Below are 24,410 nucleotides of genomic sequence, written 5' to 3'. Positions count from 1 at the left end.
CTTGGAACTTCAAACACTGACAAGTCGCCCCGTGGGTTCATGGGGCGGATACAATGCTTTAAAACAGCAGCCTACATCTATTGTAAAGTGACGACTAAAAACACCCTACATTTCACTCGATAAGTTTTTAGCTAATATTCCTTTTCTGATACCAAATAACCTCTGACACATCACAATCAAAGTACTGACACAAGGCATCAAGAGTTTTTGTGGTTGTAGTGTACCCTTCATCTCGGATCATTTTCGCCATGGCCGAACGCTGAATACCTATTTCGGCAGCAATTTGAGCTCCAGAGATCTTCCGTCCCTCTTCCGCTGATTTTTTATCTATAAGTTCCTTTAAGTTATATCTAATCACACATCAATTCCTAAAAGATACAATAATGTGTCTTGATAAGACACAAACAATGGAGGTCAAATGGACCAATTATTACTTACAGCAAAAGAGCTTGCAGGTCGTATCAAATTTAGCGCCAACTATATCAATTCGACTCTGCGAGATTCAATTTTCATCGAAGGTAAACACTACATTCGACCATTCAATGGTAGAAAAATTCTCTACATTTGGGAAGAGGTAGAGGCAGAATTATACCAATCTGCATCACGTAACCTTCAGTATATTCCAATGGCTGGCGGGAGGGTGTGTCATGGGTAGTATCAATTCACGTAGCGGTAAGCTCTATCTCGACTTCCGATATGAAGGTATGCGTTGCCGTGAGCAAACTGCACTGCCTGCAACTCAAGTAAACCAACGCAAGCTACAGAAACTGCTAAATCAAATTGAAGCGGACATTCGCCTGAGTTGTTTTGTATATAGTGAGTACTTCCCTGAGTCTAAGAAAGCTCAAACATTTTTGAAACAAGACATCCAAGCTCAAAAACGCAAACAGGAATTACTTGGTAATTACAAAACGGCAGTACAAGAGCTACAAGGAATTGAAACTGTCTTGTTCGAAAGCTTCGCACAGGAGTGGTATGACGAAAACGAAGTGCGTTGGAAAGAGAGCTATAAGGACAGTATGAAGGTCTACTTATGGTCGTACCTTGTACCCCACTTCGGGCATTTAGACGTCGCGAAGATCTCTCGACCTGACATCTTAAAGTACCGTGCTTCTTTAGTGAAACCGCGTAACAACGGCAAAAAATTATCTGCCGAGTTCATTAATCATGTCATGACACCACTGCGCATGATTTTGAGCGAAGCCGCAGATCGCTACGATTTTCGTTCGACGTTTGAAAACATCAAACCACTACGTGTTGAACGCACTAATGTAAACCCGTTTGATTTTAACGAAGTGAACTTGTTTTTATCATCGGTACGTTCCGATTTTAAAGATTACTTCACCGTCCGATTCTTCACCGGAATGCGCACCTCAGAGATCGATGGTCTGAAATGGAAGTACGTAGATTTTGAGCGTGGTTTAATTTCAGTTCGAGAAACGTTTGTACACGGCCGTTCAGACACAACGAAAACGGTGGGTTCAACAAGAGACATTCAAATGTCATCTGTTGTACTTAAAGCTATAAAATCCCAATACAAAGTGACTGGTACTAAGGAGTATGTGTTCTGCAATGCAGCTGGAAACCCTTTAGATAAAGGTAACGTCAGAGACCGAATCTGGAAGCCGACACTTAAAAACTTGGGAATGGAATATCGCCGCCCTTATGAGACTCGACATACGGCTGCAACATTATGGTTAGCAGCCGGAGAAGCACCTGAGTGGATAGCTCGCCAAATGGGCCATACCACTACAAAAATGCTGTTCACAGTTTACAGCCGATATATACCAAACCTAACCAGGCAAGACGGCAGTGCTTTTGAAAAGTTATTAGATGCTAATTTAAATGGAGGAAAGTAAATGGCTTATTCACCTCTAGCTATTCACTGCACCAGTTTGTGCTGTGACATTCTTCAGGCTCAGCGTTTTCAGAAAATCTCTCATCAAGATATTGATTGGCTATACGATGAAATTTACGAACTTATCAAGCAACGTACTGAACTGTGGCCAGATAAATTCCATCATGAACATGTCTTTATTGATTCAGTCACGCGCGGTGTACTAAAAGCACTACATCTATGTAAAGACAAACCAAATAATCGAGATGCCAGTTGGCTGTTGATTGCAATGCAATCACGGATCAGTTTTTCTTTGAAGCAATTGCATTAATGAGAGCTACTCAAAAAAGAGCCAAATGAACCCATGTTTATTTGGCTCTTTTCTATTTCCCATTTTTGAACATTCCTATACTCTGCTTGAATCTACCCTCACCTACAACTGGCGCCTAGTTCACCTTGAAATAACTCATCAGCCATCACCCGTTAACAAGAACACTATAATTTGTTGCACACCCACTTCACTGGCCGCACAAAGTTAACGTTGATAACTTGAGCCTAATTTCTATAGTAGTTTTGCATTAACCGTAGTGCTGGACCCTTCAAACCGCACCAGACTCAGATTAACGAGAGCATTCTTTTTAAAAATGTGCTGATGACTATTTCTTAAATGTTCTGTTACTCCAAACTGTAGATGCTTAGAAGGTTGTCACAGCATGGTCACCACGCGGTCACAAATCGAGTTTGAGAGATATGAGTCACTTAGCTCATCCAATAATTATTCAACGGGGAGGCAGACAAGAATGATGCTATTTAAGGTACTTTCCAGAAACGCAGACACAAAAAAGCCCACACTAGGTGGGCTTTTTTGCTTGTTCATAAAGAACGAATTTGGTGCCCGCTACTGGACTCGAACCAGTGACACCTTGCATGTCATGCAAGTACTCTAACCAACTGAGCTAAGCGGGCGATGTTCTAATTTCTTATTACTACCATTGTGACAAACTCAATAGTTATGCAATAAAAACTAAAGAAGGAATGGTGCGTCCGAGTGAACTCGAATCACCGACCCCCGCCATGTCAAGGCGGTACTCTAACCAACTGAGCTACGGACGCATTCCCTTAGAACGCCAACGATGATATCCATGATAAACAGATGGTGCAAGTATTAACTGGCATCTTGCGATTCGTTTGCTCACTTTGCAATCAAAGACATAACAACATGTCGATTTTACACCCAGATTATCGTCAAACCGCTGAAAAACAAAGTTTAGTTAGAAAAATTCTAATCCTTGATGACAACCAATTAACTAACCTAATGTGTTCAATTTGGGATTTTTGTTATCTATACCGTTTTTCTTGGCCTTTACAGTAACCATACAGGTATAGATCAATGCCTATATTTAGTGTCAAAAATTTTGCTTGCCCACTGGGTTACCGTAGTATTTTGATCATTATAAGTGAAAGGCACGCAGAGGCTTTGTAACTCACTGAAATACATCATTCATAAAAATCACCACGATTTTGTAATCGTCGTCATCGAATTACTAGGCCGCAATGACTAAATTCGGATTTTTCATATAAAGTGGCCGGGTTATTACCAACATACATAAATACGATAGCACTCTATAGTCGAAAAACATCAGCTACAATTAATCTCCCTCAAGAGCAACAATCTATAAGCAATTCAAAACCCACCCCCACACATCATAGCTATTTTGAATACATACAGCACAGTAATACATAATGAAATTTGCATAATGGTAAAGCGCGCCTATATTCATAACCTGTAGGAATCAATAATCTAAATTCAATGCTATACGTGAATTTATGGTTTGCGATAAATACAAGTGTGAAAAATAGGGAATAAATTATGAAAAAATCACATATCGCCATTGCAGTGGTGAGCATACTATCGACATCTGCCGTATCGGCAGCGACCATTTATGAGACAGATGAAACAGTATTCAATATCGGCGGCCGCGCAGAAGTTCGAGGGAATTTCTCTGATGCGAATAAAAGTGCTGGTAATAGTAGCACCTATAGTGATAGATCACGTGTCCGCTTAAGTGTCGATGGCACACAAAAAGCGTCGGACGATATTTCCTTTTTTGGGAAATATGAATTCGAACTAACAGAGTCTGAAGATGGCGCATCAGATGATATCGGCATTAACACTCGATTCTTATATACGGGTGTTCAAACCAATCACGGTAACGTCTATTATGGCCACCAAAATAATGCCGTTACCTACTTAACCGATTGGACGGATATGGCTGAAACCTTCAGCGGCTATATCAATGAATACACGGTGTCGACTGCTGATCGAGCAAAAAATGTTTTACGTTATGAACTGACAAGCGACAACATCACCTTTCAAATTGATGGCAATTTCAATTCAGATAGTGAATCAGCACAAAGTGACGGCTTCGGTGCAGTTGTCGCCGGCAGCACTTCGATTGGGTTAGATATTGGCGTCGGTTATGCGTCAAGTGATGAAACCTATGGCGTTGGGACAGATACAGAAACTTCTGATGCCTATATTGGTGCGGTTAAGTACACCAACGATCAGGGGGTTTGGTTCGCCGCACTCTATCAATTTGGTAGTATTTCAGGTCTAGGCGTAAAAGATTCAGACTACGATTCTGCCGATGCTTACTTGGGATACTCGTTTGGTGTCAACACCGTCAACCTGACCTACAGCTACTTTGAAGCTGACGATATTGCAGATTACGACATTAACTTTATCGGTCTAGAATACGCACGTTATATTGGCGATGTGGCCTTCTTTGGTAGTTATAAGTTTAACATGTTAGACGAGGGCGAAGGTGGGGAAGGCGATAACGACGAAGATGAGCTACAGCTCGGTATGCGTTACGCGTTTTAGTCTAAACCAATCCACTTAATATTAGTAAAGCCGAGCATAATCAATGCTCGGCTTTTTAGTTTGTATAACTTATTCGTATCTAAGCGATTGAATGGAGTCCAACCGGATGCATTACTATCGATACCAACTATTCTTCAACATCGAATACAACGTTGTAGTTTTCGGTATAGGTGCAGTTTGGCTGGCGGCTACAAGTGAAGAAGCGTCGGCCTTTGTAATCGCCTTGGCTTGCCAGTTTGATGATCATTGGGCTACCACACTTCTTACAAAATCGCACTTCTTTTGATGGCTCGATTAAATCGATGTGTGCTGCCAGTAACCTCTTCAAACGGCTCACTTGGTAGCTGTGTTTAATAGATGCACCAATCAGAGGTAAACCTGCCGATTTACACACGTGAATTAGTAGCTTTTCGCGATCGACTTTCCCTTTATTGAGCTCTTTGCCGTTATCAAGTTCGATAATAACGCGGGGCTCTAGCGTTCGCGGGTCGCAAACAACAAAGTCGAAGTAACTACGTGAGATCTTGTTGTTGGCGATAAACCAATTCTTCTTATTGTTCGTCTTAGCAGGAACAAGTACGTTCGACATGCTGACTTTAGCAAACACTTCCCCATGGTTGCCCACAGCTGATTTTAGCGCATTATAGAATGTCGCCTGTTGCGCCGACATCAACGCGCCTTTCTTCTGATAAGCGTGGTCTTTGGTGTCATCGTGTTTCACCACATACTTTTGAATAAAGTAAAAGAACACAACCAGAACAATTACAACGATAAAGATATTAGTCATTTTCCAACACAATCAAGTCTGTATAGGGATTAAGAGAGTAGCTAGCGTATGTAGAAAAGCATCACCTGGCAAGCAAAAGAGCGAGAGTCGCCAACCAGAATCACGACCTTTAAGCGCAGTGCCCAACGAGAGGTCGCTCCTTCGCTAGACACACCTCTCTTATTTTGATAATTAAATCATCAATTACACTCTAGATTGATTTAGATCAATTTACCTAGATTTGTGATCAACTAGTCTGAAAAACGTTAGGCAAATGTTAATAAGGAAATTGATATGGAACTTAAACAAGACCCAAGATGTTATACCGACGTATGTGTAGATGGTAAATGGTTCCACTATGACCACTGCGGAACCCAAGCCTACATGTTAAAGGGAGGAGCTTCGGCTGTGATTGAACTCGCTAGCGAACCAGCGACAGAAGGCGAATTGGTTGAAATGCTTCAAGGTGTCGCTAAGTAACCCACCAAGCCAAATCACAGTATGAATTAAGCGAATAAGAGTAAATAGCCGTATTAGTTCAGATAAGCACTCTTATTCGCTTAGTTATTGAAGTTCAGGTTTCTTGATTGCAGGGGATTAACTAAGTTTAGGAACTCAAATGATAACGACTTTATTGCGCCCTGACTGCTTAGCTTGATACAAAGCATCGTCTGCCGATTTCAAGTGTTTCTTATAGGTACGGCTATTCAACTGTTGCTCCGTTAGATGAGTCGTCGCTCCTATCGATGTGGTGAGGTCTAAAGAGCCGGAGTGCGTATCAATGGGTGTTTCAGAAATAGCTAAACGGATAACGTTCAACTGTTGCTCAGGATCAATGGAACCAGACAGCAACAAAACAAACTCTTCCCCACCCCATCTTGCCACTACATCGTTTGTTGATAAGATTTTCTCTAAACGCTTAGCGACTTCCACCAACACTTGGTCACCGATATCATGGCCATAAGTGTCATTAACTTGTTTGAAGCGGTCTAAATCTAGAATAGCGAGCGTATACCCAAACGACGACAAATGATGTGGCATCGGCTGAGTTAACCGTTGCTCTAAGTAACGCCTATTGTATAAGCCTGTCAGTTCGCATCTTGTTGATTGCTTAAGTAGTTCTTTGTTGGTCTTCTGGATCGAGCGTAACCTTATCAATAGTAACGTGGCGCTTATCATCACCATGATACCCAAAGCGACGACGATTCGATTCCGTAATTGCTGCTTATCTAATGTCAGCTCACCCAACTCTTTTTCTGCGTTAAGCAGTTCGTTTTCTTGAGCTAATGATGCCGTAGCGAAATCTTGCTCGAGTAAAAAGATATCACTCTGGCGCTTATCAAATAGCAGCGCTTTATTACCCTTGTAATAGAGCTTGAAGTAGCGAAGTGCGTTCTCGCTGTCGCCTCTTGAATCATAGTATTCAGCAAGTGTTCTTAAGCCGAGGACCTTCCAGCTGCGAGTCCCCACAACATCGAACATTGCAGACGATCGCTTTAGATCAGCAAAAACAAAATTATCTCGGTTCAAACCAATGTTCGCTAAGGCTCTATTTAGGTAACACTGCCCCAATTGAAGTGTGTATTTGTCCACGCCTGGGTATCTAAGACACAAGTTTGCGACTTGTCGTGCTGACTCAAAGTTCTTTTCCGCCAACAACACATCACTCTCTGCTTTTAATAGGATGATTTTGTATCGTTCACTCACGTTATCGCCATTTAGCTTAGCCGCACTTTGATATGCTTCTCGGCCTTTGACTAAATCACCACTGCGCAGATAAGCAAAAGACTCATTCACATGCAGCACGCCGATGGTAGACGCTTCGAGTAGTCCACTCTTGTAATAGAGCTTTTTGGCTCTTTTAATCAGCTTGAGCGCTTTAGGCCAGTCTTCCAAATAGATATAAAGCAGTGCCATATTTGACACTAACTTGCTGTTGTAGATGTGATGAGGGTACTTCTTACCAAGGTCTAAACCTTTATGGAAAAAGTATTGAGCTTCAGGAAAGTCATTGCGGATGTTATTGATGACACCAGCCGTGTTATAGGCCTTAATCAACAACTCTTCATAGTGGAGCGATTCTGCGATATCTATCGCAGCTCTGATTTGGATTTCAGATTCCGCTAGCTCACCCGTACTGATGTATTCGATCGCTAATTCAACGAGAGATTGGGCCTTTAACCAACCCATATGTTCGTGTTGTGCGAGTGCTTTAATCTGCCTGACGTATTCGGAAACCGCTTTGGTATCCAACTTATGTTGCGCGAGGTTGGACAAAATCATCAATTCGTAAGCACGATAGATGGCTTTATCTTGGTCTGGGAACTTGGCTTGGAGAGCCTCAAGTTGTAGGGAAGCTAAATTAGGGTCACCACGAGATACATCGAGAATATCGATCAACGCAGATCCATATTGAGAGAGTGATAACTCTTTCTCTGGACTATAAACACTCGGGTTTTCAGGGCGAATATGCTTTAAATCGTCGTCATAAGTTGGATAGAGCAAATACAGCCCCAGCACAATACTCATCAGCACCACGAAAAGGAATGAACCTAACACATTGTTTCTATTCATTTATCAGGGCCATTATTGATTGAATTCCAATTTTATTGACGTTTTTTAAGAGCGGTCAAACATTATACCCGACAGATATACAGATTAAAATCCTGCGCACTGGTGGATCTGAATTGGGTTTTTCTCATTAATTAGAATAATCAGGCAACTTTCTTGATTTAACTCAGACAATCATCTACCTCATTGGCGTTATAGTGATTTTCCTGTTCCTACCTCCGCGGCTTCTTTTTGAACAAGCGGAAGCATAATGAGAATTAACAATGACCCAAATTAATGAACAACGTCTTGTAGAACATTTCTGCGATCTAGTGAAAATTGATAGTGAATCTCGTAACGAAAAAGCGATTGCTGAAGCTTTGGCTGAGCAACTCGGTGAACTAGGTTTTGAAGTTCACAAACTGGCGGTTCCTGAAGAAGTGTCTAATGGTTTCAACATCTACGCTCGTCTAGATGGCACTCTTCCAGGTAGCACAGTGTTCAGCTGCCACATGGACACAGTAACGCCAGGCATCGGCATTGAGCCAATCATCGAAGACGGTATCATCCGTTCAAAAGGCAACACAATTCTAGGTGGTGACGACAAGTCTGGTATCGCAGCTATCATGGAAGCGGTTCGTTGCATTAAAGCTGAAGGACAAGAGCACAAAACTATCGAGATTGCATTTACTGTATTCGAAGAAGGCGGTCTGTTCGGCTCTTTGAACTTCGATATGTCTTACATTCAATCTGAGCACGCAATCGTACTTGATACAGGCGGTCCAATTGGCACTATCGTAAACGCAGCGCCTGGCCAGCAGAAGATTGTTGCTAAAATCAAAGGTCGCCCTGCTCACGCTGGTTTAGCACCAGAAGAAGGCATCAGCGCAATTCAAGTTGCTGCAGACGCTATCACTAAGATGAACCTACTTCGTATCGATGAAGAAACGACAGCAAACGTTGGTATTGTTGAAGGTGGTCAAGCAACTAACATCGTAATGCCAGAGCTTAAAGTCGTGGCTGAAGCACGTTCTCTAAACGGCGAAAAGCTAACGGCTCAAGTTGAGCACATGATCTCTACATTCCAAGAAAGTGCTAAGCAGTTCGGCGCTGAAGTAGAAATCGAATCAACTCGTGCTTACGATGCATTCGTTATTGCAGACGATCATCCGCACATTCTTTCTATCAAATCGGCGTTTGAGAAGCTTGGCGTCACAGCGAACACTAAACGCACTGGCGGCGGTAGCGATGCAAACAACTTCAACGTAAAAGGCCTGACAACAGTTAACCTTTCTACTGGTATGGCGAAAGTTCACACCACTGAAGAGTACATTGCAGTGAAAGACATGGTCGCAATCACTGAGTTTGTTGTGGCTTACGTAACGCAATAATCGAACCCATTAGTTGGGTAGTCACTTCTATCTAGCACAATGAAAAAAGCCGAGACATCATCACGATGCTCGGCTTTTTGTTGTTTAGGTGAACATAGAAGGTCGAACCTAAAACCCTCTACGCTTCCAGAATTGGCCTTCGTCTTTTGCTACTAGGTCGAATGTCTTGTCGGCGATGATGTTGCCTTTTAGCTCAACCGTCATGCGCCACTTTCCTAGCTTGTTCGAGACAGGAGCCCAGATAGTGTCACCTAAGTAGAAATCCCAGTCATTGTTACCGACATACTCCTCACCATCAAACGGTTCGAGCACTTCACCTTTGTCTGTGGTGATGTTTGGGTGATAAATGCAGTAACGGATCTTCTCACCTTTGGCTTTTTTGATATTCAGGATATAGCCAAACTCTACGTCGATTTCAGCATCAACGGTGGTGGTGAACTCTTGGATTTTTGGAAGATCTTTAGATTTTGAATCCCATGTGGAATAGATACCATAAGAAGTCATGTCGACCACAACAGAGCGCTTTGCCATTTCAATCGTTACCTTGAAGTTGTTCTATTAATTTAATTCTATTTGCCATTCAGCCACGCAAGCAGAAGAAGAACGAGGCTATTCTTGCCAGTCTTTCGCCATACGCTTAATTACTGAAGGTTCAATGTCGTGAATAGTGCCATATTGCTCTCGGCACACTTCGATAATTAATTCTGCTTTATATTTGAGTGCAAGTTGGCGGTAGGCTTTCATTTCCCAATGCTTAATAAAGGTATTTGAAACAACCACATCAAACCCTTGCTTTAAGCCGTTTTCAGCTGTGTTTTGACACCACTCATGAGCTTGTCGCAGCTGCCTAGGATCAAAATGGTACTCACCTTGCTCATTCACATAATACATATCGGCTTCGACATGCAATGCATCGTAGGTTTTTGCTTTTGTTGATTTGCCAGAACCGGGCAACCCTCGAATGAGTATTAACTTCATCTGTCACTTTACAGGCTAATTCTAAAACATGAGTTTATCGTAAATAGTAACGAGTTGCTCTGATAACTGCCTCTGCTCAGCATAAGAAAACCAAGTACTTACACACGACTCAGACAATCACTGAATACAATGAGACTCCCCTCGAAGCGCGTGGATTGCTTCTGATAGAAAACACAAATAATTTACATCTATCCATTTTGCATATCGACAAGCGTATCAAACTACTATAGATTTAGATGTATAGACGTCTACATATCTAGCTTAGGGAGAAAGCTGTGCCTATTCGCATTCCAGACCAATTGCCAGCATCCGATGTTCTTCGTGAAGAAAACATCTTCGTTATGCCGTTATCAAGAGCATCGACACAGGAAATTCGTCCACTTCGAGTCTTGATCCTCAACCTAATGCCGAAGAAGATTGAAACTGAAACTCAATTTTTACGCCTACTATCGAACAGCCCATTGCAAGTGGATGTAGAGCTGCTGCGCATTGATGATCGACCAAGTAAAAACACACCGACTGAACACCTTGATAACTTTTATCGCCAATTTGAAATGGTCAAAGGCAGAAACTTTGATGGATTGATCATCACTGGTGCGCCGCTTGGCTTGGTTCAATTTGAAGATGTGATCTACTGGGACCATCTGAAAACCATCATGGAATGGGCAAACAAGCACGTTACTTCAACTCTATACGTGTGTTGGGCAGCTCAGGCTGGTTTGAAATTACTCTATGATTTGCCAAAACGCACTCGAAAAGAGAAGCTGTCTGGTGTTTACAACCACGAGATACATAACCCATACCACCCTATTTTACGTGGCTTCGACGATACATTCTTGGCTCCGCACTCTCGCTATGCGGACTTCTCTCAAGAGTACTTAGCGGAACATACTGACCTTGATGTTCTTGCGACTTCTGATGTTGCGGGCGTATACCTAGCGGCGACCAAAGATAAACGAAACGTGTTTGTAACGGGTCACCCTGAGTACGACTCTCACACACTTCACAATGAGTACATTCGTGATTTGGGTGAAGGCATGGAGCCTGTGATACCAATCAACTACTACCCGAATAACAATCCAGACAACAAACCGGTTGCAAGCTGGCGCAGCCACGGACACTTGTTGTTCTCAAACTGGCTAAACTACTGCGTTTACCAACAAACGCCTTACGATCTGGATCATTTCAGCGAAGACAACTTTACCAAAGACGATTAAGTTCTTTCTTCCGATTCACAAACACATAAACCGTGTTCAGTATGTTGTTGATAAAACGACGAATTGGACGCGGTTTTTTTATGGTGTGTGGGTCGCATTCCATGATAGATTTACGACTTCAATGGGTTTGATTTCATATGATGGGTTGGTGTTCATAAGGAGCTTCACATGCCTGCCAAGCCATCATTTTCAAATCCGATTTCGTTGTCCCGCCCTCTTTCGTTATCAAGTGTGGTACTACTTGCCTCGCTTTCCTTGGCCGGTTGTGTCTCTGTCACTGAAGGACCGCCAAAGATTGAAAGTGATCCTATCGCGATGTCTGAATCTCGAATCGAATTAGGTTTGGGCTATATGGGACAAGGCAATATGGTGAGAGCGCGTGAAAACCTTGAGCTCGCGATTAAACACGCACCTAGCTACTACCGTGCTCGGCTTTCAATGGCGCATTACTACGAACAAGTGGGTGAAGTAGATGAAGCGAGAAGCACTTACCGCAAAGCACTGAGTCTTGATTCAAGAAATGGCAATGTATTGAACAACTACGGTACCTTCTTGTGTAAACAGGGCGAATACGAACAAGCCGATAATTACTTCAATCGCGCCATCGACCAACCCTACTACTACTTGGTGTCTGCAAGTTATGAAAACGCCGCGTTTTGCGCATTTAAGGCTGGCAATACCGACCAAGCGAAGTACTACTTCAGCAGAGCGATTGACCACGATCCAAACCGCGTAAAATCGATACTACAGTTATCAAAAATTGAAGTGAGTGACGCCGATTACAATGACGCTCGAATCCGTTTATTCAAATTCCACCAGCGTTATGGCTATCAAATTCCATCGCTTAAAATCTTGGTCGATCTCGAAAACAAAGCAGGTAACAAAGCTCTAGAGCAGAAATATCAGAGTAAGTTAGATGAGTTGCTTTCTGCTTAGGTTATATGCAAAACACAAAAAAAAACGGGCTTGTTGCGTTAACAACAAGCCCGTCCGTATTTCAGCTTAATATCTTAACTAAGTGCAGCCGCTATTTTAGCGCGATCCACTCTTGTCTTTGTTCGTCATCCATAAAGGTCCATGCGATAAAGCGACTTACCTTCTGGCCTTGTGACATCTCGACGACTTTTACTTGTTTCGCTCGCAGCTTGCCCAGTTCTGAACGAACCATATCGACGTTGTCTTTCTTAGAAATCAATGTCGTAAACCACAAAACTTGAGTAGCAAAAAGTTGACTCTCTCTTGCCATCTTCATAATGAAAGCGGCTTCACCACCTGGGCACCAAAGCTCGGCTTTTTGACCACCAAAGTTTAAGGTTGGTTTAGCTTGCTTAGTTGATTTATCTAACTTAACTGGCTTCTTGTTCGTTTCAGGCTTGAATGACTGACCGGCTTTCTTAGCACGGTTCGCCGCTAGATTATCCAGTTTACGTTGTGACCCCTTTTCAGCCTCTTCAAGAGAGCTGTGGAATGGAGGATTACAAATAGTGACATCGTAACGTTCATTATCCTTAATCACGCCCTTAAAGATAGATTCAGAGTCAGCTTGTAGGCGAGCGCGGATCTTACCTTTTAGATTAGGGTTGCTTTCCGCTATGAAGTTCGCTGTTTTGATGGAGACTGAATCAACATCTGTCCCTGTACAACGCCACTTATACTCTGTCGCACCAATGATTGGGTAGATACAGTTTGCACCGACACCAATATCTAATGCTTTCACAGACGCGTGGTTATAGGGTTCACCTTGGCCATCGCTATTAAGGATGTCGGCCACTCTGTGAATGTAGTCTGCACGACCAGGAATTGGCGGGCACAAGTAACCAGCAGGAATACCCCAATGTTTAACGCCATAGTGATGCGCCAACAAAGCTTTGTTGAGTAGCTTAACAGCCAATGGATCAGAGAAATTAATGGTGTCTTCGCCAACCGGATTCTTGATCAGATGCTCTTTTAGCTCAGGCAAGGCTGCAACTAGTAACTCGAAGTTATAGCGGCCAGTGTGCTGGTTTCTTGGGTGTAATCCACCTTGAGGTTTTTCAGCCGAGCGTCTTTTCTGAGCTGCGTTCTTGTTAAAAGCCGTTTTATTGAAAGAACCCTTATTCGATGATTCTTTATTGGCACCCGGTTTACCTCTGCTATCTTTTGCAAAAGGTCGCTTTGCTTTGTTATTGCCCGCGCCTTTAGGTGCACTATTCTTGCGGCTTTTATCAGATGTGTTCTTTGTAGAAATACGCTTGTCGCTGCTTGGCTTAGCTGTACTTGGCTTAACATCAGCTTGGTTGTCTTTTGTTTTTGCTGATGAAGTGCTGTTTTTCGACAGGCTTAGCGTCGTTCTATTTTGTGATTGGCTCATTGGGCTACTTCTTTAAATCTAAATACATCATGAATAAACGGGCATCCAACTCAAGTTGATGATATTCCGGTTCCATGTGACAGCATAGTTGGTAAAAGGCTTTGTCGTGCTCTTTCTCTTTGATATGCGCCAGTTCGTGTACCACCAGCATTCTTAGCAAAGGTTCTGGTGCATTTTTAAAAACACTGGCGATACGAATTTCATTCTTTGATTTGATCTTTCCACCGTGATTCTTAGCAACGTAAGAATGCAGACCTAACGCATTATTGATTAGGTGTATCTTGCCGTCGTAAATCACTTTGCTGATCGGTGGTGTTTTTTTCATGTAGCGATTTTTTATCTCAATCGCATAGTCAAACAGGGCTTTCTCGCTTTTTATTTCATGATTCTTTGGGTAGCGAGCTTCAAACCAAGGCACCAATTTACCCGACTCTACAAGTTGAGTAACAGGATCAAGAATGTGCTTAGGATAGCCTTGAATATAGCGTAAAGAAGGATGCATGCTGAAAGACCGTACAAGTTACACCACGACAATACGTTGTGGTCTTGAAAATTGAGCCGCATAGTGTAACTGATCACACTTTTCTAATCACCTAGGATTCGTTACACTTTAGCGAGATTCACCAAGAGAATGAAAAAATGAAACGTGTTGTATTGTACGTCGCAGACAAATGCCCGCACTGTAAAGATGCCCAAAGGTATTTAGACTCTAAGAAAATTGTTTACCGCCTGACGAATGCAAAGATGCAGCGTGGCCGTAAAGAATTGCAAGCAATGGGTGCTCGTTCTATCCCCGTGCTTAAAATCGGCGATCAAGTGATGGTCGGCTGGAATCAGAAAAACTTCGATAAGATGTATAACTCAAAGAACACCTAACGTGCTCTGAGCCAGTCATACTTCTATACAACAAAGCCCGAATATCCAATCTAGGATGTTCGGGCTTTGTTTATTTAAATCTTACTAAATCACACATACCGCTTAACGAAATCAATAAAGGTTCTGTCAGCTTTCGACAAATACCCTTCCTTTCTCCACGCCAAAGATAGGTTCAGTTTCACAGGGTCTTTAAATGGCACGCCTACGACATCTTCCTCGTATTCTGTCACCAAGCTAAGCAACGCGGTGATGGCAAACTCTCGCTTCACGATAGAAAGAATCATTGGCAATAAATTGGTTTCGAACGCAATGGTCATATCGAGATTGTACTTCTTACAAGTCGCATCGATAAAATCGCGGTGGAAGTAGCCCGATTTGAACATGATCAGCTCTTGAGCAAAAAATTCTTCAAAGGTGATGGATGGTTGCGTTGCCAGTGGGTGATCTTTGCCAACTACAGCTAACATTTCTGAGCTTAACAGGTGGTCAGTTTCAAGATCATCAGGCACGTTTTCATGGTTGATTACGCCAATATCGAGTTCGCCGTTTAACAGCATTTCACGAATCGATGCGGTGCCTGCATCAATCAAGGTCAACTTTAGGTTTGGGTATTGGCTTTTAAAGGCCATCACGACTTGGGGAAAAAAATAACTGCCCATCATACTTGGAGCGCCTAATCGAACCTCGCCTTTCTCTAACCCCTTTAGCTCATTCATCGCGAGTTGAGCGTCATCAAACTGCTGGGCGATTCGCTTCGCATGCTCAAACAGTACCTTTCCCTCTTCCGTTAAGGTGACGGATTTATCTCCTCGACGGAATAGAATCAACTCAAGCGTCTGTTCTAGTTTTTTAATAGAAATGCTCAATGCGGGCTGCGCGATATGCAGCGCTTTGGCGGCCTGAGTGAAGTTACCAAACTGCGCAACAGCCAGAAAATGTCGAAGAGGTTTTGATTCAAGCATGGCGATACATTTAATATATAGAGGTGATATTTTTAATATATTTCTTTAATCGCACCTGTACTGATAACTTGTTCACAAATAGCTTACTAACTCGCGCAGGCACAACGTAAATGTTTGATAAAGGCAGTCCTCAATACAAACGCATCACCCAATCATTGGCGATTGGCTCGTTTATCATTTTCTGTAACCTTTACCTCTTTCAGCCTATCTTGCCGCATATGGCTGAGCACTTCCAAGTATCTGAAACTCAAATCAACTGGCTGTTTGCCGCGACAACACTTGGGCTTTCAATCAGTTTGGTGCCTTGGGCAATCGCTTCTGAAACCTTTGGTCGAAAACCCATTATTCTGTTCAGTCTGTTCGCTATTCCTTTGATTGGATTGAGCATGGTGTTCACAACCACTCTACTGCAACTTGTTATTGCCAGAGCATTCATGGGAATCGCCGTTGCTGCTTTTGCGGGCGTGGCTGTTGCTTATATGGTCGAAGAGTTATCACCCAAAGCATTCGCAGTCGCGATCGGCGGTTATATTGCAGCCAACTCATTGGGTGGAATTTTCGGACGTGTACTCGGGGGCTTAATCACGGATTACTTTGACTGGCACGCTACGGTAGTGTTTTTCGTGGTCGGCTCCTTAATCGGCGCACTCTATATTGCGTATAGCCTGCCTGACCAACAAAACTTCAAACCTCAGAAAGGGTTGTTCTTTCATCATAACCGCTCGGTTGTAATGCACTTAAGAAACCGTACCTTGTGGCTCGCGATGTTGATTGGTGGCGCTAACTTCGCGCTGTTCGTTAACTTGTATTCAGTAATGGGCTTTAGGTTGGTATCCGAACCTCACTCAGTGCCTGTAGGTTTAGCTTCACTGATATTCCTATGTTACTTGGCCGGAACGGTAAGCTCTAAGCTCTCGAACAAATGGACACTTCGCTTTGACCCGTTAAGCGGAATATTGATGGGCGTGTGTATTAGCTTAATCGGTATGCTAATTTCTGCCGTCGACAAAGTCCCGTTCATGCTAGCAGGCTTGTTATTGATTAGTGGCGGTGCGTTCTTCGCCCATACCCTTGCCTACTCTTGGGTAAGTCAAAAAGCACCAAGCGCTAAGGCGACAGCAACCGCACTTTACTTGGTTCACTATTATATTGGCGGGAGCTTAGGTGGTTTCTTACTCTTGTATTGCTGGCAACTGTTCGGTTGGAATGGCGTGATTGCGGGCGGTTCAATCTTCTATGTTGCGATATTTGCTTGGGTCTACCAGTTGAAACAGCTACAAGTATCGGCGTCTAAACTTGCACAAGCATAAGTACGACTAAGGTTGTAACTCAATTATTGCTTTTGATTGACGTCCGTTCTGATATCCTACGCAAAATTTCATTTCGGAACCTGTTATGTCGAACACTCAAAGCACAGATCTTCAAACCATCCACGACCAAGTAAAACAGTGGTTAGACGATGTCGTTATTGGCCTAAACCTGTGTCCATTCGCAGCCAAGCCACAACGTAATAAACAGATTAAGATCTTTGTGAGTGAAGCAAATACGGAAGAAGCGTTGTTGCAAGACATCATGATGCATTTCGTAGAGTTAGATAACACGCCAGTCGCTGAATTAGAGACGACTTTAGTGGTGGTTCCTAACATGCTGCAAGACTTCTTCGACTACAACATGTTCATTGATTGGGTTGAAGCGTTGATCAAACAGCAAGATTGGGAAGGCGTTTACCAAGTGGCAACCTTCCATCCAGACTATTGCTTTGGTGGTGCAGATCCAGAAGACGATGAAAACCTAACGAACCGTTCTCCGTACCCGGTTTACCATTTGATTCGTGAAGCAAGTATGGAAAAGGTGTTAAAGCACTACCCTAACCCTGAAGCGATTCCTGATACCAACATCGCGAGAGTTGAGTCTTTAACACCAGAAGAACGCCGTAAACTGTTCCCTTACTTGTTTAGCTAATAGTTCAGTTAATCGCTAACAAGATGGTTCAAATTCCTGAGCGCTCTTGATGATATGGACGAGAAATGAACTGATCTCGTCCATTTTGTTTCGCAATGTACAGACATTCATCGGCAACTTTGATCAGCTTATCTAACGCCGACATCCTTTCCCCTTTGGTATCCCCGGTACTCAACTCAAAATGACACGCACCGATTGATATAGTGACAGGCTTTCTATCGAGTGTGATTTTCTTCATCTCTTGCAAAAGAGTCATGAACTTATCTTCAACACAACTTGGTGTTTTATTTGGATACCAAAGAATGAACTCTTCACCACCAAAACGCGCCACAAACTCACCCTCTTGAGTGTTATTGCTCAGCACGTTCGCCACTTTCTTTAAGACAACATCGCCCATTTGGTGGCCATAAGTGTCATTGACCTGTTTAAAGAAATCGATGTCGACAACGGCCAAGGTTCCCTTTCCTAAAGAGCCTTTTAATTGCTCCACTTCTGCATTCAATGTTTTGAACAAGCAACGTCTATTTGGTAAGTGTGTCAGAGGATCATACAGAGCTTGATACTCCAATTTCTCATTCAGTTCTTTTAGCTTTCTTTCTTGCTGCCTTCTAACCAGCTCCACTTCGATCCATGACGCCATTAGTCTCATCACGTCGACATCGAACTCTTTGAACTCACGATGATAGGGTGCTGGGCTTGAAAAGTTTAAGGTGCCATAAAGCTCATCATTAACGAAAATGGGAACCCCAATATAAGACTCCAAGCCAAAAGACTGGTAAGCAGGATGCTTCGCATACTTATCGTGTTTGCCACAATGCTCAATACAGATAGGACCAATCGATTTACAGGTAATTTCGCAATAGGTTGAACGATAATCAAAAGTGTCACCGCTATTGAGTTCTACCCCTTCAGGCGTAACACAATGTTCAACAACATAAGTATTGCCATCGACTTTAGATAAAATACCGATATCAAGGTTGAAGCGTTCAAGCCCCATAATAAGCAGCTGAGCGATCTGAATATCGAAGCCCTTTCGATAATCATTGGTGATTTGATACAAGCGGCGTATAACAATTTCGCTTTCACTGGCTTGGTTCATAAATGGGATTCCACTACTGCTGACATTAATGGCAACATTAATATTTCGTATATTAAGAAGAGTAAAGTGTAAAAAAACATAATAATCAATTAGTTTGTATGCAAAATACCTCATTGGTCCAATGAATAAAAGTCGCGTTCTTCCACTTTGCGTTAGCACCCCATTACTACCTTTGTTAAAATGGTCCATTAACGAAACAAAATGGATAGGAATATGAACCTTTCTCAACTAAACCAAGAAATCTACGATCACCTTTACCGCGACATTGAAGAGTTCCGCAGTACTTTTGATCTGCCGGTTGCTGCTCCTGAAACAATGGACGAAAAAGGCGATACGCTACATACCTCTCTAGCGATCGAAGAACTAACAGAACTTGCAGAAGCTGACTCTAAAATCGAACAAGCGGACGCTATTGTAGACAGCGTTTATGTTTTGATGGGACGCTTGGTTCACCTTGGTCAAGCTAAGGTTGAAGACAATCTAGCAATCAGCTACCTGATCGACCTACTGTTGAATGTTTCTAAAAACCGCTCAATTGACTTCTTGCCTTGCTGGGACGAAGTACACTCAAGCAACATGAGCAAAGTGTGTCGCAACGAAACTGAATACGCTGAAACAGAAGCTTTCTATGCTAAGCAGAACATCAAACTGATGGCGGTTCAAAAAGGCGAATACATCATCGCTAAGTGTGCGGAAGATTTCGTATCTGAAGGCAAGACAGTTCGCCAAGGTAAGGTACTAAAATCTGTACACTACCGCCCTGCGAACCTTGAGCCACTAACGGCTTAAGTAAGGTTAAGACTGAAGCGGTTAAAAGCTTCAGCTAACTTGAATAGCAAACGCCACGTTCAAATAACGTGGCGTTTTATTATCTGTCCGTAAATTCTAACTGTGTAGCTAAGCGCTATACCAGTCGTGCCATATGATAAGCCGCCACATATTCGCCATTTCTGAAAGCGAACCCTGCGGACTCTCCTTCAATCACGAAACCAAACTTCTTATACAGACTGATCGCTCTTTCGTTATCGGTATACACCGTTAACTCCATTCGCTTGATGTTAATCCAGTTATCACACAGATCGATTGCTGTTGCGAGCAGTTGACTACCCACACCTTTGCCTAACACATCGTCTTTAACACCCATACCAAATGAAGCAACATGTCGTCTTCTTGGGTTCACACACACTTCCATTCCCAAGTTGCCAACAATCTCATCGTCGATCATCGCGACATACGAGTACACGTTGTCAGGCATATTAGAGATTCGTTTTTGCCAGCTTTCCAGAGATGGATTTGGGAGTTGCAGCGTACCGGTATAAGCATTAGTGCATTCGTAAACTTCTTTTATTCCCTTTGCATCTGACGGTTCAGACCGTCTCACTATAATACTCATCGCAACTCCTACTATTTTCATCGCTAAATATGAAACACATCCTTAATGTGCACCTAAACACACTAACAAATAGTAAATATTTAACAATAGGTTAGATGAACTTATCTTATTGGGCTTAATTGATACTGAGTAAACGCCCTCTCTCAATATCTTGCTCAAGTACCTCCGGTGTCAAGTCACCATGTCCATGGTGATCGTGATTATGGTGATGTCCATGATCGTGGCCGTGTGAATGACTTTGATGTTCCTTTGATCTTTGAGCTAACTTATCTGAATCCAAATAAGTGTCAGTCAAATCAGCACAATAATCTTGAGTCCATAAGCGACGAGCGTCGTCATCACTCATAATTTGCTCCGCTTTAGGACCCAACTTATCCATGTAGTACATCCCCAACTCCTCACCCTCGACATTGGCATGGTTGATAAGGTTCATAAACGCAGGCTCTTGATTCTCATCTGATAGATGACCATTTTTGTAACACACGGTTAGACCAATAATATCGTCGCCAAGTTTCTCTAATTCAGGGTTAAAATGATTGTGACTATGATTATGTTCGGCAGCGGCGACATGCATTGGAGTAAGTAAAACACATGCGATAGCCAGTAGCTTAATGGTATTTTTCATGGGATAGACCTTCTGTATTTTCGAATACAAATTTGATTAGTTGGCTGACTTAGCTTCTTGTGAGATGAGCTAAGTTAAGGGGAACTTCAAGACCATTTCAGCCTGAGTACCCCTCTGTCTCACTACAAATAATCAATATGATTGGATAACGAGGCTCGATATAACGAGCGTTCTATAGACAAAAATCACTTATCAACTACGATTCTTGCTGGTGCGATGGTGTAAGTCATTGGCTTCACCTCCCATTCACCTTTTGCTTCCAATGCAACCGCTAGTGCTTGCGCCTCTTCACATACCTTCGCTGGTTTTCCGTCAGCCCAGTACGATGGACCCGAGGTGTAGCCGCACATCACTGAAAACGTGTGTTGGCCATTCTTTGTGGTGTATTCCGTCATAATGACACCACCTTCTCCATGCGTTATTTTTAGCGAGCCTTCATCGGCGACATGCATTGCATCGGAAGGATTCGGTTTGACATACGTTGTGTAGGTCCCGCCATCAGACATGGATTGGTTGTCATACATGGTGTAGCCTTCTTTTTCTGAAGGTAAGGTCAGTTCGTAGTTAGGATCAATATCCGCTAAACGTTCTGAGTTATTCGTCGCACCAGGTTGATAGTTGTGAGCATTGGATTGTCCGTTAGCGAAAACAGACGCTGACACTAAAGATAGAATGACGACCGCTAAAATTGATTTTTTCATAATGAACTCCAGATATTCTAAGCAAAGATGTTGTAAGCAATAGTTTTTATGATTGAGTAATAGAATGGGTTTATTTACCTAACTTTTTAGGATGTGAGGGCAATATCAGCCCTCACTGCAAATACCCTATTTGTTGTCGGTTCCTGCTCCTTCACCAGGCTCAGTTGGACGGCTTACCGACTTGCGCTCAAGGTTGTGGTGAGCACGCACTCTATCCATGTATTCTTGCTTGGTGTTCATACCTTGCTTCATTGCTTCTGGTACTTGTTCAGCTGGGATCACGATGTCACGGTCGACTGGCCACTCAGTTAACAGCTCTGGGTGGTAGCCTTCTGGGTAGTACAGTTTTGGATCCAACTCTAAATCACGAATCTCTTGTTCTTGTATGTCTTCACGGCTGTTTTTCGGCAGCGGGATTCTAAAGTCAGACCCATCGGCCATATCAAATTGTGGCGCTCGCGCATTCGGGAAGTCAGGTAAAATACCTTCACGAACCCACGCATTATCTTTAGTCATGTTAACGACAATGCCATCTGGCGCACCGAAGTGGTAAGGCCCTTGCCAATGGTGGCGAACCTCTGCAACGGTTTCCTCATTGAGATATGGGTCGAATGTCATGTGCGTTGTCATGAACAAGCGCGGTTGTACTTCATTCGCCACATAACCCGCCGCGTACGCTGGTGTATGGTGAGTATCAACGGTGTAACGTGCTAAGAATGGCGGCACACCTTGAATAATCGACGACACACCAAACGTTTCGGTTTGCAGCTCAGTAATGAACAAGTCTGCACCTTTTGCGTATTTCAAATCCAACTCGGTTGGGCGACCGTCTCCTGTCCAAACAAACGAAAGCACTCGGCCGTCATCTTGAGTCCAATTCAAGCGGTAACCAGACGCGCCATCTTTTGCGTGACTGCGTCGCCAGTGAATCACTTCCACATTGTCTTGGTCATAGATAACACCTCCGTCGTCGCGGAAATCAAACTCGTGTACCACTATGTCGTTGCCTGATGGGAACACATCAAATGCGTCGGTGTGCCAGTTCAACATTTGCTGCATGCCTTCAATCATATGACGAGTGCCATATTCTGGAGTCGCACCACTCGGACCATAAATGTTAAGCGGCTTTTCCCAGCGACCATTCCAACCACCAAATTTATACAGGTAAGGTAACGAGCCGTAATGATCTACGTGTAAGTGAGTAATGAAGATATGGTCGAGTTCATTCATCGCGACACCCGCCGCTACGTAGTTCGCAATTGATCCTTCACCTAAATCAAAGACAAAGTTAGAGCCGTTACCCAATTCGACGTATATCGAGGTGTTTGCCTGCCCCGGGCGAATCATTGGTGATGTCCCCATGAACGTGACACGCATTTCATCCGGTTGAACTTCTTCAGTGCGTGGGAACCAGTTGGCGCCCGACACCATGTGATCGCCATAAGGTGCAATGCCCTCAAACATCAGGCCTTCTTTCCAACCTGAATTGGTTTCTTTGCGATAGTCACCATTGTTTACACCGCCCATTAACACAGAAAGCACCTCTTCTTCTGAAGAGTACAAGTTCCCCTTAGGTTGAGTGCTCAGATACTCTTCAAGGGTTTCACCCTCGTGATATTCAAATTTCTCGAGTTTTTGAATATCAGAGTTAGTTTGCTTGGTGTTGTATTGCATCATTGGGTCAGCAGCAAAAGCGGTTGTCGTGATGATCATTGCTGTAGAGATGATTGATAATTTTGCGAAAGTTCTCATAGTTTCACCTATCGGTCTGAGTATTTAGTAAATGAATGAAGTTCCTTCCTCACTCCGATGCAAACAAGTTTATTAATAAACAGAACCTTGATATATAGTGTAAACTTTACTTAAAACCTCCATTTCATTTATGAGTTAATGATAACTCCACCATGATTTGGATGAGTGCCAATAAGAATAGAGGGAACTGAATTTGGACCTTAATCTACTGACGACATTTTTGGCCGTTTACAAACACAGCTCTATCACCGTGGCATCAGAGCAGCTCGATATTTCTCAGCCCGCGGTAAGTGCGGCGATTAAGAGACTCGAAGGTGTCGTGGGCAAGGCTTTATTTGTGAGAGAAGGGCGAGGTATCGCGCCCACTGGAGCAGCGGTATCACTCGCTAATAAGATAGAAGACCCATTGAACATCATTGGAACGGTTGAGCAGCAAAAGAATGACCTTAAAGTCTATTGCACAGAGAGCTTGCTTCATTTCGTTAGCCAGGTTGAAGGCGTAAGCTTCACGGAAGCGCCGCTCGAAGAGGAAGAACTGTTTGATGCGCTTACTGCACAAAAAGTGGATATCGTCATTGATGTACTTTCGAGTAAGAAACACTCATTGATTGAAGAAACCATCGTCGATGAGGAGCCCGTGTGTCTGACTCGAATCAACCACCCTCGAATTGGTGAGACACTAAGTAAAGAAGAGTATTTCCAAGAGGAGCATATTGCACTCAAGATCAAACGCGCCAACATGAACACAGTCGAGTTTTTATCAGAGAGCGATATCGAGCCGAGAAAAGTCAGAATTGAAACCAGCTCAATTTCAAGCATGCTGATTTTGGCGAGCACGACGGATTATATTGCCGCTTCTACTCGTTCTTTTGCAGAAATGCTCGCACCGGCGCTTGGCTTACGCGTTCACCCTATCCCCATCAAATTAAGACCGATCACGTTTCGGATGCTCTATCACCGCCGTTACGCTAACGACGAACAACACATCAAAACCCGCGAAGCAATCAAGTCGGCATTAAGAAAACATAAATGAAACTGAGGTTTTAACTAAAGTTAACCCTATTAAT

26 protein-coding genes and 2 tRNA genes are annotated in these 24,410 nt (G+C 43.1%); 13 read left to right on the top strand and 15 right to left on the bottom strand.

The window, feature by feature from the left end; genetic code table 11:
• Positions 1 to 127 precede the first annotated feature (127 nt).
• Positions 128 to 358 carry a helix-turn-helix transcriptional regulator gene (locus tag AB6D58_RS12335; RefSeq protein WP_102393890.1) on the bottom strand — a complete coding sequence of 77 codons (231 nt, stop codon included), beginning with the start codon at positions 356 to 358 and terminating at the stop codon, positions 128 to 130.
• Between the two features lie 60 nt (positions 359 to 418).
• Between AB6D58_RS12335 and AB6D58_RS12330 the strand changes: the two genes are divergently transcribed.
• The 3 genes from AB6D58_RS12330 to AB6D58_RS12320 are packed head-to-tail and all read left to right on the top strand — an operon-like array spanning position 419 to position 2,168.
• Positions 419 to 655: a hypothetical protein gene (locus tag AB6D58_RS12330; protein WP_102321027.1), complete on the top strand. Its 237-nt coding sequence runs from the start codon at positions 419 to 421 to the stop codon at positions 653 to 655.
• Positions 648 to 1,859 (top strand): Arm DNA-binding domain-containing protein, encoded by a 1,212-nt coding sequence (locus AB6D58_RS12325; RefSeq protein ID WP_371721606.1) that lies wholly within the window; start codon positions 648 to 650, stop codon positions 1,857 to 1,859. The genes AB6D58_RS12330 and AB6D58_RS12325 overlap by 8 nt, the downstream gene beginning before the upstream one ends.
• Positions 1,860 to 2,168 carry a hypothetical protein gene (locus tag AB6D58_RS12320; protein WP_102321029.1) on the top strand — a complete coding sequence of 103 codons (309 nt, stop codon included), beginning with the start codon at positions 1,860 to 1,862 and terminating at the stop codon, positions 2,166 to 2,168.
• A gap of 558 nt (positions 2,169 to 2,726) precedes the next feature.
• Here the strand turns inward: AB6D58_RS12320 and AB6D58_RS12315 are convergent.
• Both AB6D58_RS12315 and AB6D58_RS12310 read right to left on the bottom strand, forming a co-directional pair.
• Positions 2,727 to 2,803: transfer RNA gene (locus tag AB6D58_RS12315), tRNA-Val, on the bottom strand.
• Positions 2,804 to 2,873: 70 nt separating this feature from the next.
• A tRNA-Val gene (locus AB6D58_RS12310) sits at positions 2,874 to 2,950 on the bottom strand.
• A gap of 757 nt (positions 2,951 to 3,707) precedes the next feature.
• On the opposite strand from AB6D58_RS12310, the gene AB6D58_RS12305 reads away from it, so the two are divergent.
• Positions 3,708 to 4,721 carry a porin gene (locus AB6D58_RS12305; RefSeq protein WP_372110517.1) on the top strand — a complete coding sequence of 338 codons (1,014 nt, stop codon included), beginning with the start codon at positions 3,708 to 3,710 and terminating at the stop codon, positions 4,719 to 4,721.
• Between the two features lie 127 nt (positions 4,722 to 4,848).
• On the opposite strand, the gene AB6D58_RS12300 is transcribed toward AB6D58_RS12305, so the two are convergent.
• Positions 4,849 to 5,508 carry a DUF2726 domain-containing protein gene (locus tag AB6D58_RS12300; protein WP_017065541.1) on the bottom strand — a complete coding sequence of 220 codons (660 nt, stop codon included), beginning with the start codon at positions 5,506 to 5,508 and terminating at the stop codon, positions 4,849 to 4,851.
• Between the two features lie 273 nt (positions 5,509 to 5,781).
• Here AB6D58_RS12300 and AB6D58_RS12295 point away from each other — a divergent pair, with 273 nt between their 5' ends.
• Positions 5,782 to 5,967: a hypothetical protein gene (locus AB6D58_RS12295; protein ID WP_017059179.1), complete on the top strand. Its 186-nt coding sequence runs from the start codon at positions 5,782 to 5,784 to the stop codon at positions 5,965 to 5,967.
• A gap of 135 nt (positions 5,968 to 6,102) precedes the next feature.
• On the opposite strand, the gene AB6D58_RS12290 is transcribed toward AB6D58_RS12295, so the two are convergent.
• Positions 6,103 to 8,061: a diguanylate cyclase domain-containing protein gene (locus tag AB6D58_RS12290; RefSeq protein WP_372157384.1), complete on the bottom strand. Its 1,959-nt coding sequence runs from the start codon at positions 8,059 to 8,061 to the stop codon at positions 6,103 to 6,105.
• Positions 8,062 to 8,321: 260 nt separating this feature from the next.
• Here AB6D58_RS12290 and AB6D58_RS12285 point away from each other — a divergent pair, with 260 nt between their 5' ends.
• Entirely contained in the window at positions 8,322 to 9,428 is a 1,107-nt protein-coding gene (locus AB6D58_RS12285) for a M20/M25/M40 family metallo-hydrolase (protein ID WP_372157382.1), read from the top strand.
• Positions 9,429 to 9,536: 108 nt separating this feature from the next.
• Here the strand turns inward: AB6D58_RS12285 and AB6D58_RS12280 are convergent, their stop codons facing one another.
• Both AB6D58_RS12280 and AB6D58_RS12275 read right to left on the bottom strand, forming a co-directional pair.
• Positions 9,537 to 9,959, bottom strand: coding sequence for a DUF3859 domain-containing protein (locus AB6D58_RS12280; protein WP_019824122.1), 423 nt, complete (start codon positions 9,957 to 9,959; stop codon positions 9,537 to 9,539).
• Between the two features lie 78 nt (positions 9,960 to 10,037).
• Positions 10,038 to 10,406 (bottom strand): ATP-binding protein, encoded by a 369-nt coding sequence (locus AB6D58_RS12275; RefSeq protein WP_102333268.1) that lies wholly within the window; start codon positions 10,404 to 10,406, stop codon positions 10,038 to 10,040.
• A 275-nt stretch (positions 10,407 to 10,681) separates the two neighbouring features.
• On the opposite strand from AB6D58_RS12275, the gene metA reads away from it, so the two are divergent.
• Positions 10,682 to 11,623, top strand: coding sequence for a homoserine O-succinyltransferase (gene metA / locus AB6D58_RS12270; RefSeq protein WP_017059174.1), 942 nt, complete (start codon positions 10,682 to 10,684; stop codon positions 11,621 to 11,623).
• Positions 11,624 to 11,791: 168 nt separating this feature from the next.
• Positions 11,792 to 12,559, top strand: coding sequence for a type IV pilus biogenesis/stability protein PilW (gene pilW / locus AB6D58_RS12265; RefSeq protein ID WP_017065536.1), 768 nt, complete (start codon positions 11,792 to 11,794; stop codon positions 12,557 to 12,559).
• Positions 12,560 to 12,650: 91 nt separating this feature from the next.
• Here the strand turns inward: pilW and rlmF are convergent, their stop codons facing one another.
• The gene (gene rlmF, locus AB6D58_RS12260) at positions 12,651 to 13,973 is read right to left on the bottom strand and encodes a 23S rRNA (adenine(1618)-N(6))-methyltransferase RlmF (protein ID WP_372157380.1); all 1,323 of its coding nucleotides are present in this window, start codon (positions 13,971 to 13,973) and stop codon (positions 12,651 to 12,653) included.
• Between the two features lie 4 nt (positions 13,974 to 13,977).
• On the bottom strand, positions 13,978 to 14,475 hold the full coding sequence (locus AB6D58_RS12255; RefSeq protein ID WP_004734935.1) for a YgjP-like metallopeptidase domain-containing protein: 498 nt from the start codon (positions 14,473 to 14,475) through the stop codon (positions 13,978 to 13,980).
• Positions 14,476 to 14,612: 137 nt separating this feature from the next.
• On the opposite strand from AB6D58_RS12255, the gene AB6D58_RS12250 reads away from it, so the two are divergent.
• Positions 14,613 to 14,849: a glutaredoxin family protein gene (locus tag AB6D58_RS12250; RefSeq protein WP_016786183.1), complete on the top strand. Its 237-nt coding sequence runs from the start codon at positions 14,613 to 14,615 to the stop codon at positions 14,847 to 14,849.
• An 89-nt stretch (positions 14,850 to 14,938) separates the two neighbouring features.
• Here AB6D58_RS12250 and AB6D58_RS12245 read toward each other — a convergent pair whose 3' ends face one another.
• Entirely contained in the window at positions 14,939 to 15,811 is an 873-nt protein-coding gene (locus tag AB6D58_RS12245; RefSeq protein ID WP_017065533.1) for a LysR family transcriptional regulator, read from the bottom strand.
• 110 nt (positions 15,812 to 15,921) lie between these two features.
• Here AB6D58_RS12245 and AB6D58_RS12240 point away from each other — a divergent pair, with 110 nt between their 5' ends.
• Both AB6D58_RS12240 and AB6D58_RS12235 read left to right on the top strand, forming a co-directional pair.
• Positions 15,922 to 17,121, top strand: coding sequence for an MFS transporter (locus AB6D58_RS12240; RefSeq protein ID WP_372129758.1), 1,200 nt, complete (start codon positions 15,922 to 15,924; stop codon positions 17,119 to 17,121).
• Between the two features lie 85 nt (positions 17,122 to 17,206).
• Positions 17,207 to 17,773, top strand: coding sequence for a DUF1415 domain-containing protein (locus AB6D58_RS12235; RefSeq protein ID WP_229647273.1), 567 nt, complete (start codon positions 17,207 to 17,209; stop codon positions 17,771 to 17,773).
• Between the two features lie 28 nt (positions 17,774 to 17,801).
• On the opposite strand, the gene AB6D58_RS12230 is transcribed toward AB6D58_RS12235, so the two are convergent.
• Complete coding sequence (locus AB6D58_RS12230; RefSeq protein WP_248401338.1) at positions 17,802 to 18,872, bottom strand: diguanylate cyclase domain-containing protein; 1,071 nt, start codon at positions 18,870 to 18,872, stop codon at positions 17,802 to 17,804.
• Positions 18,873 to 19,085: 213 nt separating this feature from the next.
• Between AB6D58_RS12230 and AB6D58_RS12225 the strand changes: the two genes are divergently transcribed.
• On the top strand, positions 19,086 to 19,661 hold the full coding sequence (locus AB6D58_RS12225; protein WP_372157378.1) for a nucleoside triphosphate pyrophosphohydrolase family protein: 576 nt from the start codon (positions 19,086 to 19,088) through the stop codon (positions 19,659 to 19,661).
• 115 nt (positions 19,662 to 19,776) lie between these two features.
• Here AB6D58_RS12225 and AB6D58_RS12220 read toward each other — a convergent pair whose 3' ends face one another.
• The 4 genes from AB6D58_RS12220 to gntH form a co-directional block, all read right to left on the bottom strand.
• Positions 19,777 to 20,265: a GNAT family N-acetyltransferase gene (locus AB6D58_RS12220; RefSeq protein WP_017068284.1), complete on the bottom strand. Its 489-nt coding sequence runs from the start codon at positions 20,263 to 20,265 to the stop codon at positions 19,777 to 19,779.
• Between the two features lie 115 nt (positions 20,266 to 20,380).
• A complete protein-coding gene (locus tag AB6D58_RS12215; RefSeq protein ID WP_372136537.1) occupies positions 20,381 to 20,890 on the bottom strand; it encodes a hypothetical protein in 510 nt (169 codons plus the stop codon).
• 185 nt (positions 20,891 to 21,075) lie between these two features.
• A complete protein-coding gene (locus tag AB6D58_RS12210; RefSeq protein ID WP_017068282.1) occupies positions 21,076 to 21,591 on the bottom strand; it encodes a hypothetical protein in 516 nt (171 codons plus the stop codon).
• Positions 21,592 to 21,717: 126 nt separating this feature from the next.
• Positions 21,718 to 23,343, bottom strand: coding sequence for a guanitoxin biosynthesis MBL fold metallo-hydrolase GntH (gene gntH, locus AB6D58_RS12205; protein WP_017070906.1), 1,626 nt, complete (start codon positions 23,341 to 23,343; stop codon positions 21,718 to 21,720).
• 193 nt (positions 23,344 to 23,536) lie between these two features.
• On the opposite strand from gntH, the gene AB6D58_RS12200 reads away from it, so the two are divergent.
• A complete protein-coding gene (locus AB6D58_RS12200; RefSeq protein WP_017070907.1) occupies positions 23,537 to 24,376 on the top strand; it encodes a LysR family transcriptional regulator in 840 nt (279 codons plus the stop codon).
• Positions 24,377 to 24,410 lie beyond the last annotated feature (34 nt).

Source organism: Vibrio sp. 10N.239.312.D08 (assembly GCF_041466145.1).
GTDB lineage: Bacteria > Pseudomonadota > Gammaproteobacteria > Enterobacterales > Vibrionaceae > Vibrio > Vibrio crassostreae_C.
The sequence above is the reverse complement of the archived record's forward strand: the minus strand, read 5'-3'. Positions and strand labels throughout refer to the sequence as shown.

Coding starts and splice junctions, on each gene's coding strand:
- AB6D58_RS12330 (WP_102321027.1), top strand. CDS start 419: ATGGACCAATTATTACTTACAGCAAAAGAGCTTGCAGGTCGTATCAAA.
- AB6D58_RS12325 (WP_371721606.1), top strand. CDS start 648: ATGGGTAGTATCAATTCACGTAGCGGTAAGCTCTATCTCGACTTCCGA.
- AB6D58_RS12320 (WP_102321029.1), top strand. CDS start 1,860: ATGGCTTATTCACCTCTAGCTATTCACTGCACCAGTTTGTGCTGTGAC.
- AB6D58_RS12305 (WP_372110517.1), top strand. CDS start 3,708: ATGAAAAAATCACATATCGCCATTGCAGTGGTGAGCATACTATCGACA.
- AB6D58_RS12300 (WP_017065541.1), bottom strand. CDS start 5,508: ATGACTAATATCTTTATCGTTGTAATTGTTCTGGTTGTGTTCTTTTAC.
- AB6D58_RS12295 (WP_017059179.1), top strand. CDS start 5,782: ATGGAACTTAAACAAGACCCAAGATGTTATACCGACGTATGTGTAGAT.
- AB6D58_RS12290 (WP_372157384.1), bottom strand. CDS start 8,061: ATGAATAGAAACAATGTGTTAGGTTCATTCCTTTTCGTGGTGCTGATG.
- AB6D58_RS12285 (WP_372157382.1), top strand. CDS start 8,322: ATGACCCAAATTAATGAACAACGTCTTGTAGAACATTTCTGCGATCTA.
- AB6D58_RS12280 (WP_019824122.1), bottom strand. CDS start 9,959: ATGGCAAAGCGCTCTGTTGTGGTCGACATGACTTCTTATGGTATCTAT.
- AB6D58_RS12275 (WP_102333268.1), bottom strand. CDS start 10,406: ATGAAGTTAATACTCATTCGAGGGTTGCCCGGTTCTGGCAAATCAACA.
- pilW (WP_017065536.1), top strand. CDS start 11,792: ATGCCTGCCAAGCCATCATTTTCAAATCCGATTTCGTTGTCCCGCCCT.
- rlmF (WP_372157380.1), bottom strand. CDS start 13,973: ATGAGCCAATCACAAAATAGAACGACGCTAAGCCTGTCGAAAAACAGC.
- AB6D58_RS12255 (WP_004734935.1), bottom strand. CDS start 14,475: ATGCATCCTTCTTTACGCTATATTCAAGGCTATCCTAAGCACATTCTT.
- AB6D58_RS12250 (WP_016786183.1), top strand. CDS start 14,613: ATGAAACGTGTTGTATTGTACGTCGCAGACAAATGCCCGCACTGTAAA.
- AB6D58_RS12245 (WP_017065533.1), bottom strand. CDS start 15,811: ATGCTTGAATCAAAACCTCTTCGACATTTTCTGGCTGTTGCGCAGTTT.
- AB6D58_RS12240 (WP_372129758.1), top strand. CDS start 15,922: ATGTTTGATAAAGGCAGTCCTCAATACAAACGCATCACCCAATCATTG.
- AB6D58_RS12235 (WP_229647273.1), top strand. CDS start 17,207: ATGTCGAACACTCAAAGCACAGATCTTCAAACCATCCACGACCAAGTA.
- AB6D58_RS12230 (WP_248401338.1), bottom strand. CDS start 18,872: ATGAACCAAGCCAGTGAAAGCGAAATTGTTATACGCCGCTTGTATCAA.
- AB6D58_RS12225 (WP_372157378.1), top strand. CDS start 19,086: ATGAACCTTTCTCAACTAAACCAAGAAATCTACGATCACCTTTACCGC.
- AB6D58_RS12220 (WP_017068284.1), bottom strand. CDS start 20,265: ATGAGTATTATAGTGAGACGGTCTGAACCGTCAGATGCAAAGGGAATA.
- AB6D58_RS12215 (WP_372136537.1), bottom strand. CDS start 20,890: ATGAAAAATACCATTAAGCTACTGGCTATCGCATGTGTTTTACTTACT.
- AB6D58_RS12210 (WP_017068282.1), bottom strand. CDS start 21,591: ATGAAAAAATCAATTTTAGCGGTCGTCATTCTATCTTTAGTGTCAGCG.
- gntH (WP_017070906.1), bottom strand. CDS start 23,343: ATGAGAACTTTCGCAAAATTATCAATCATCTCTACAGCAATGATCATC.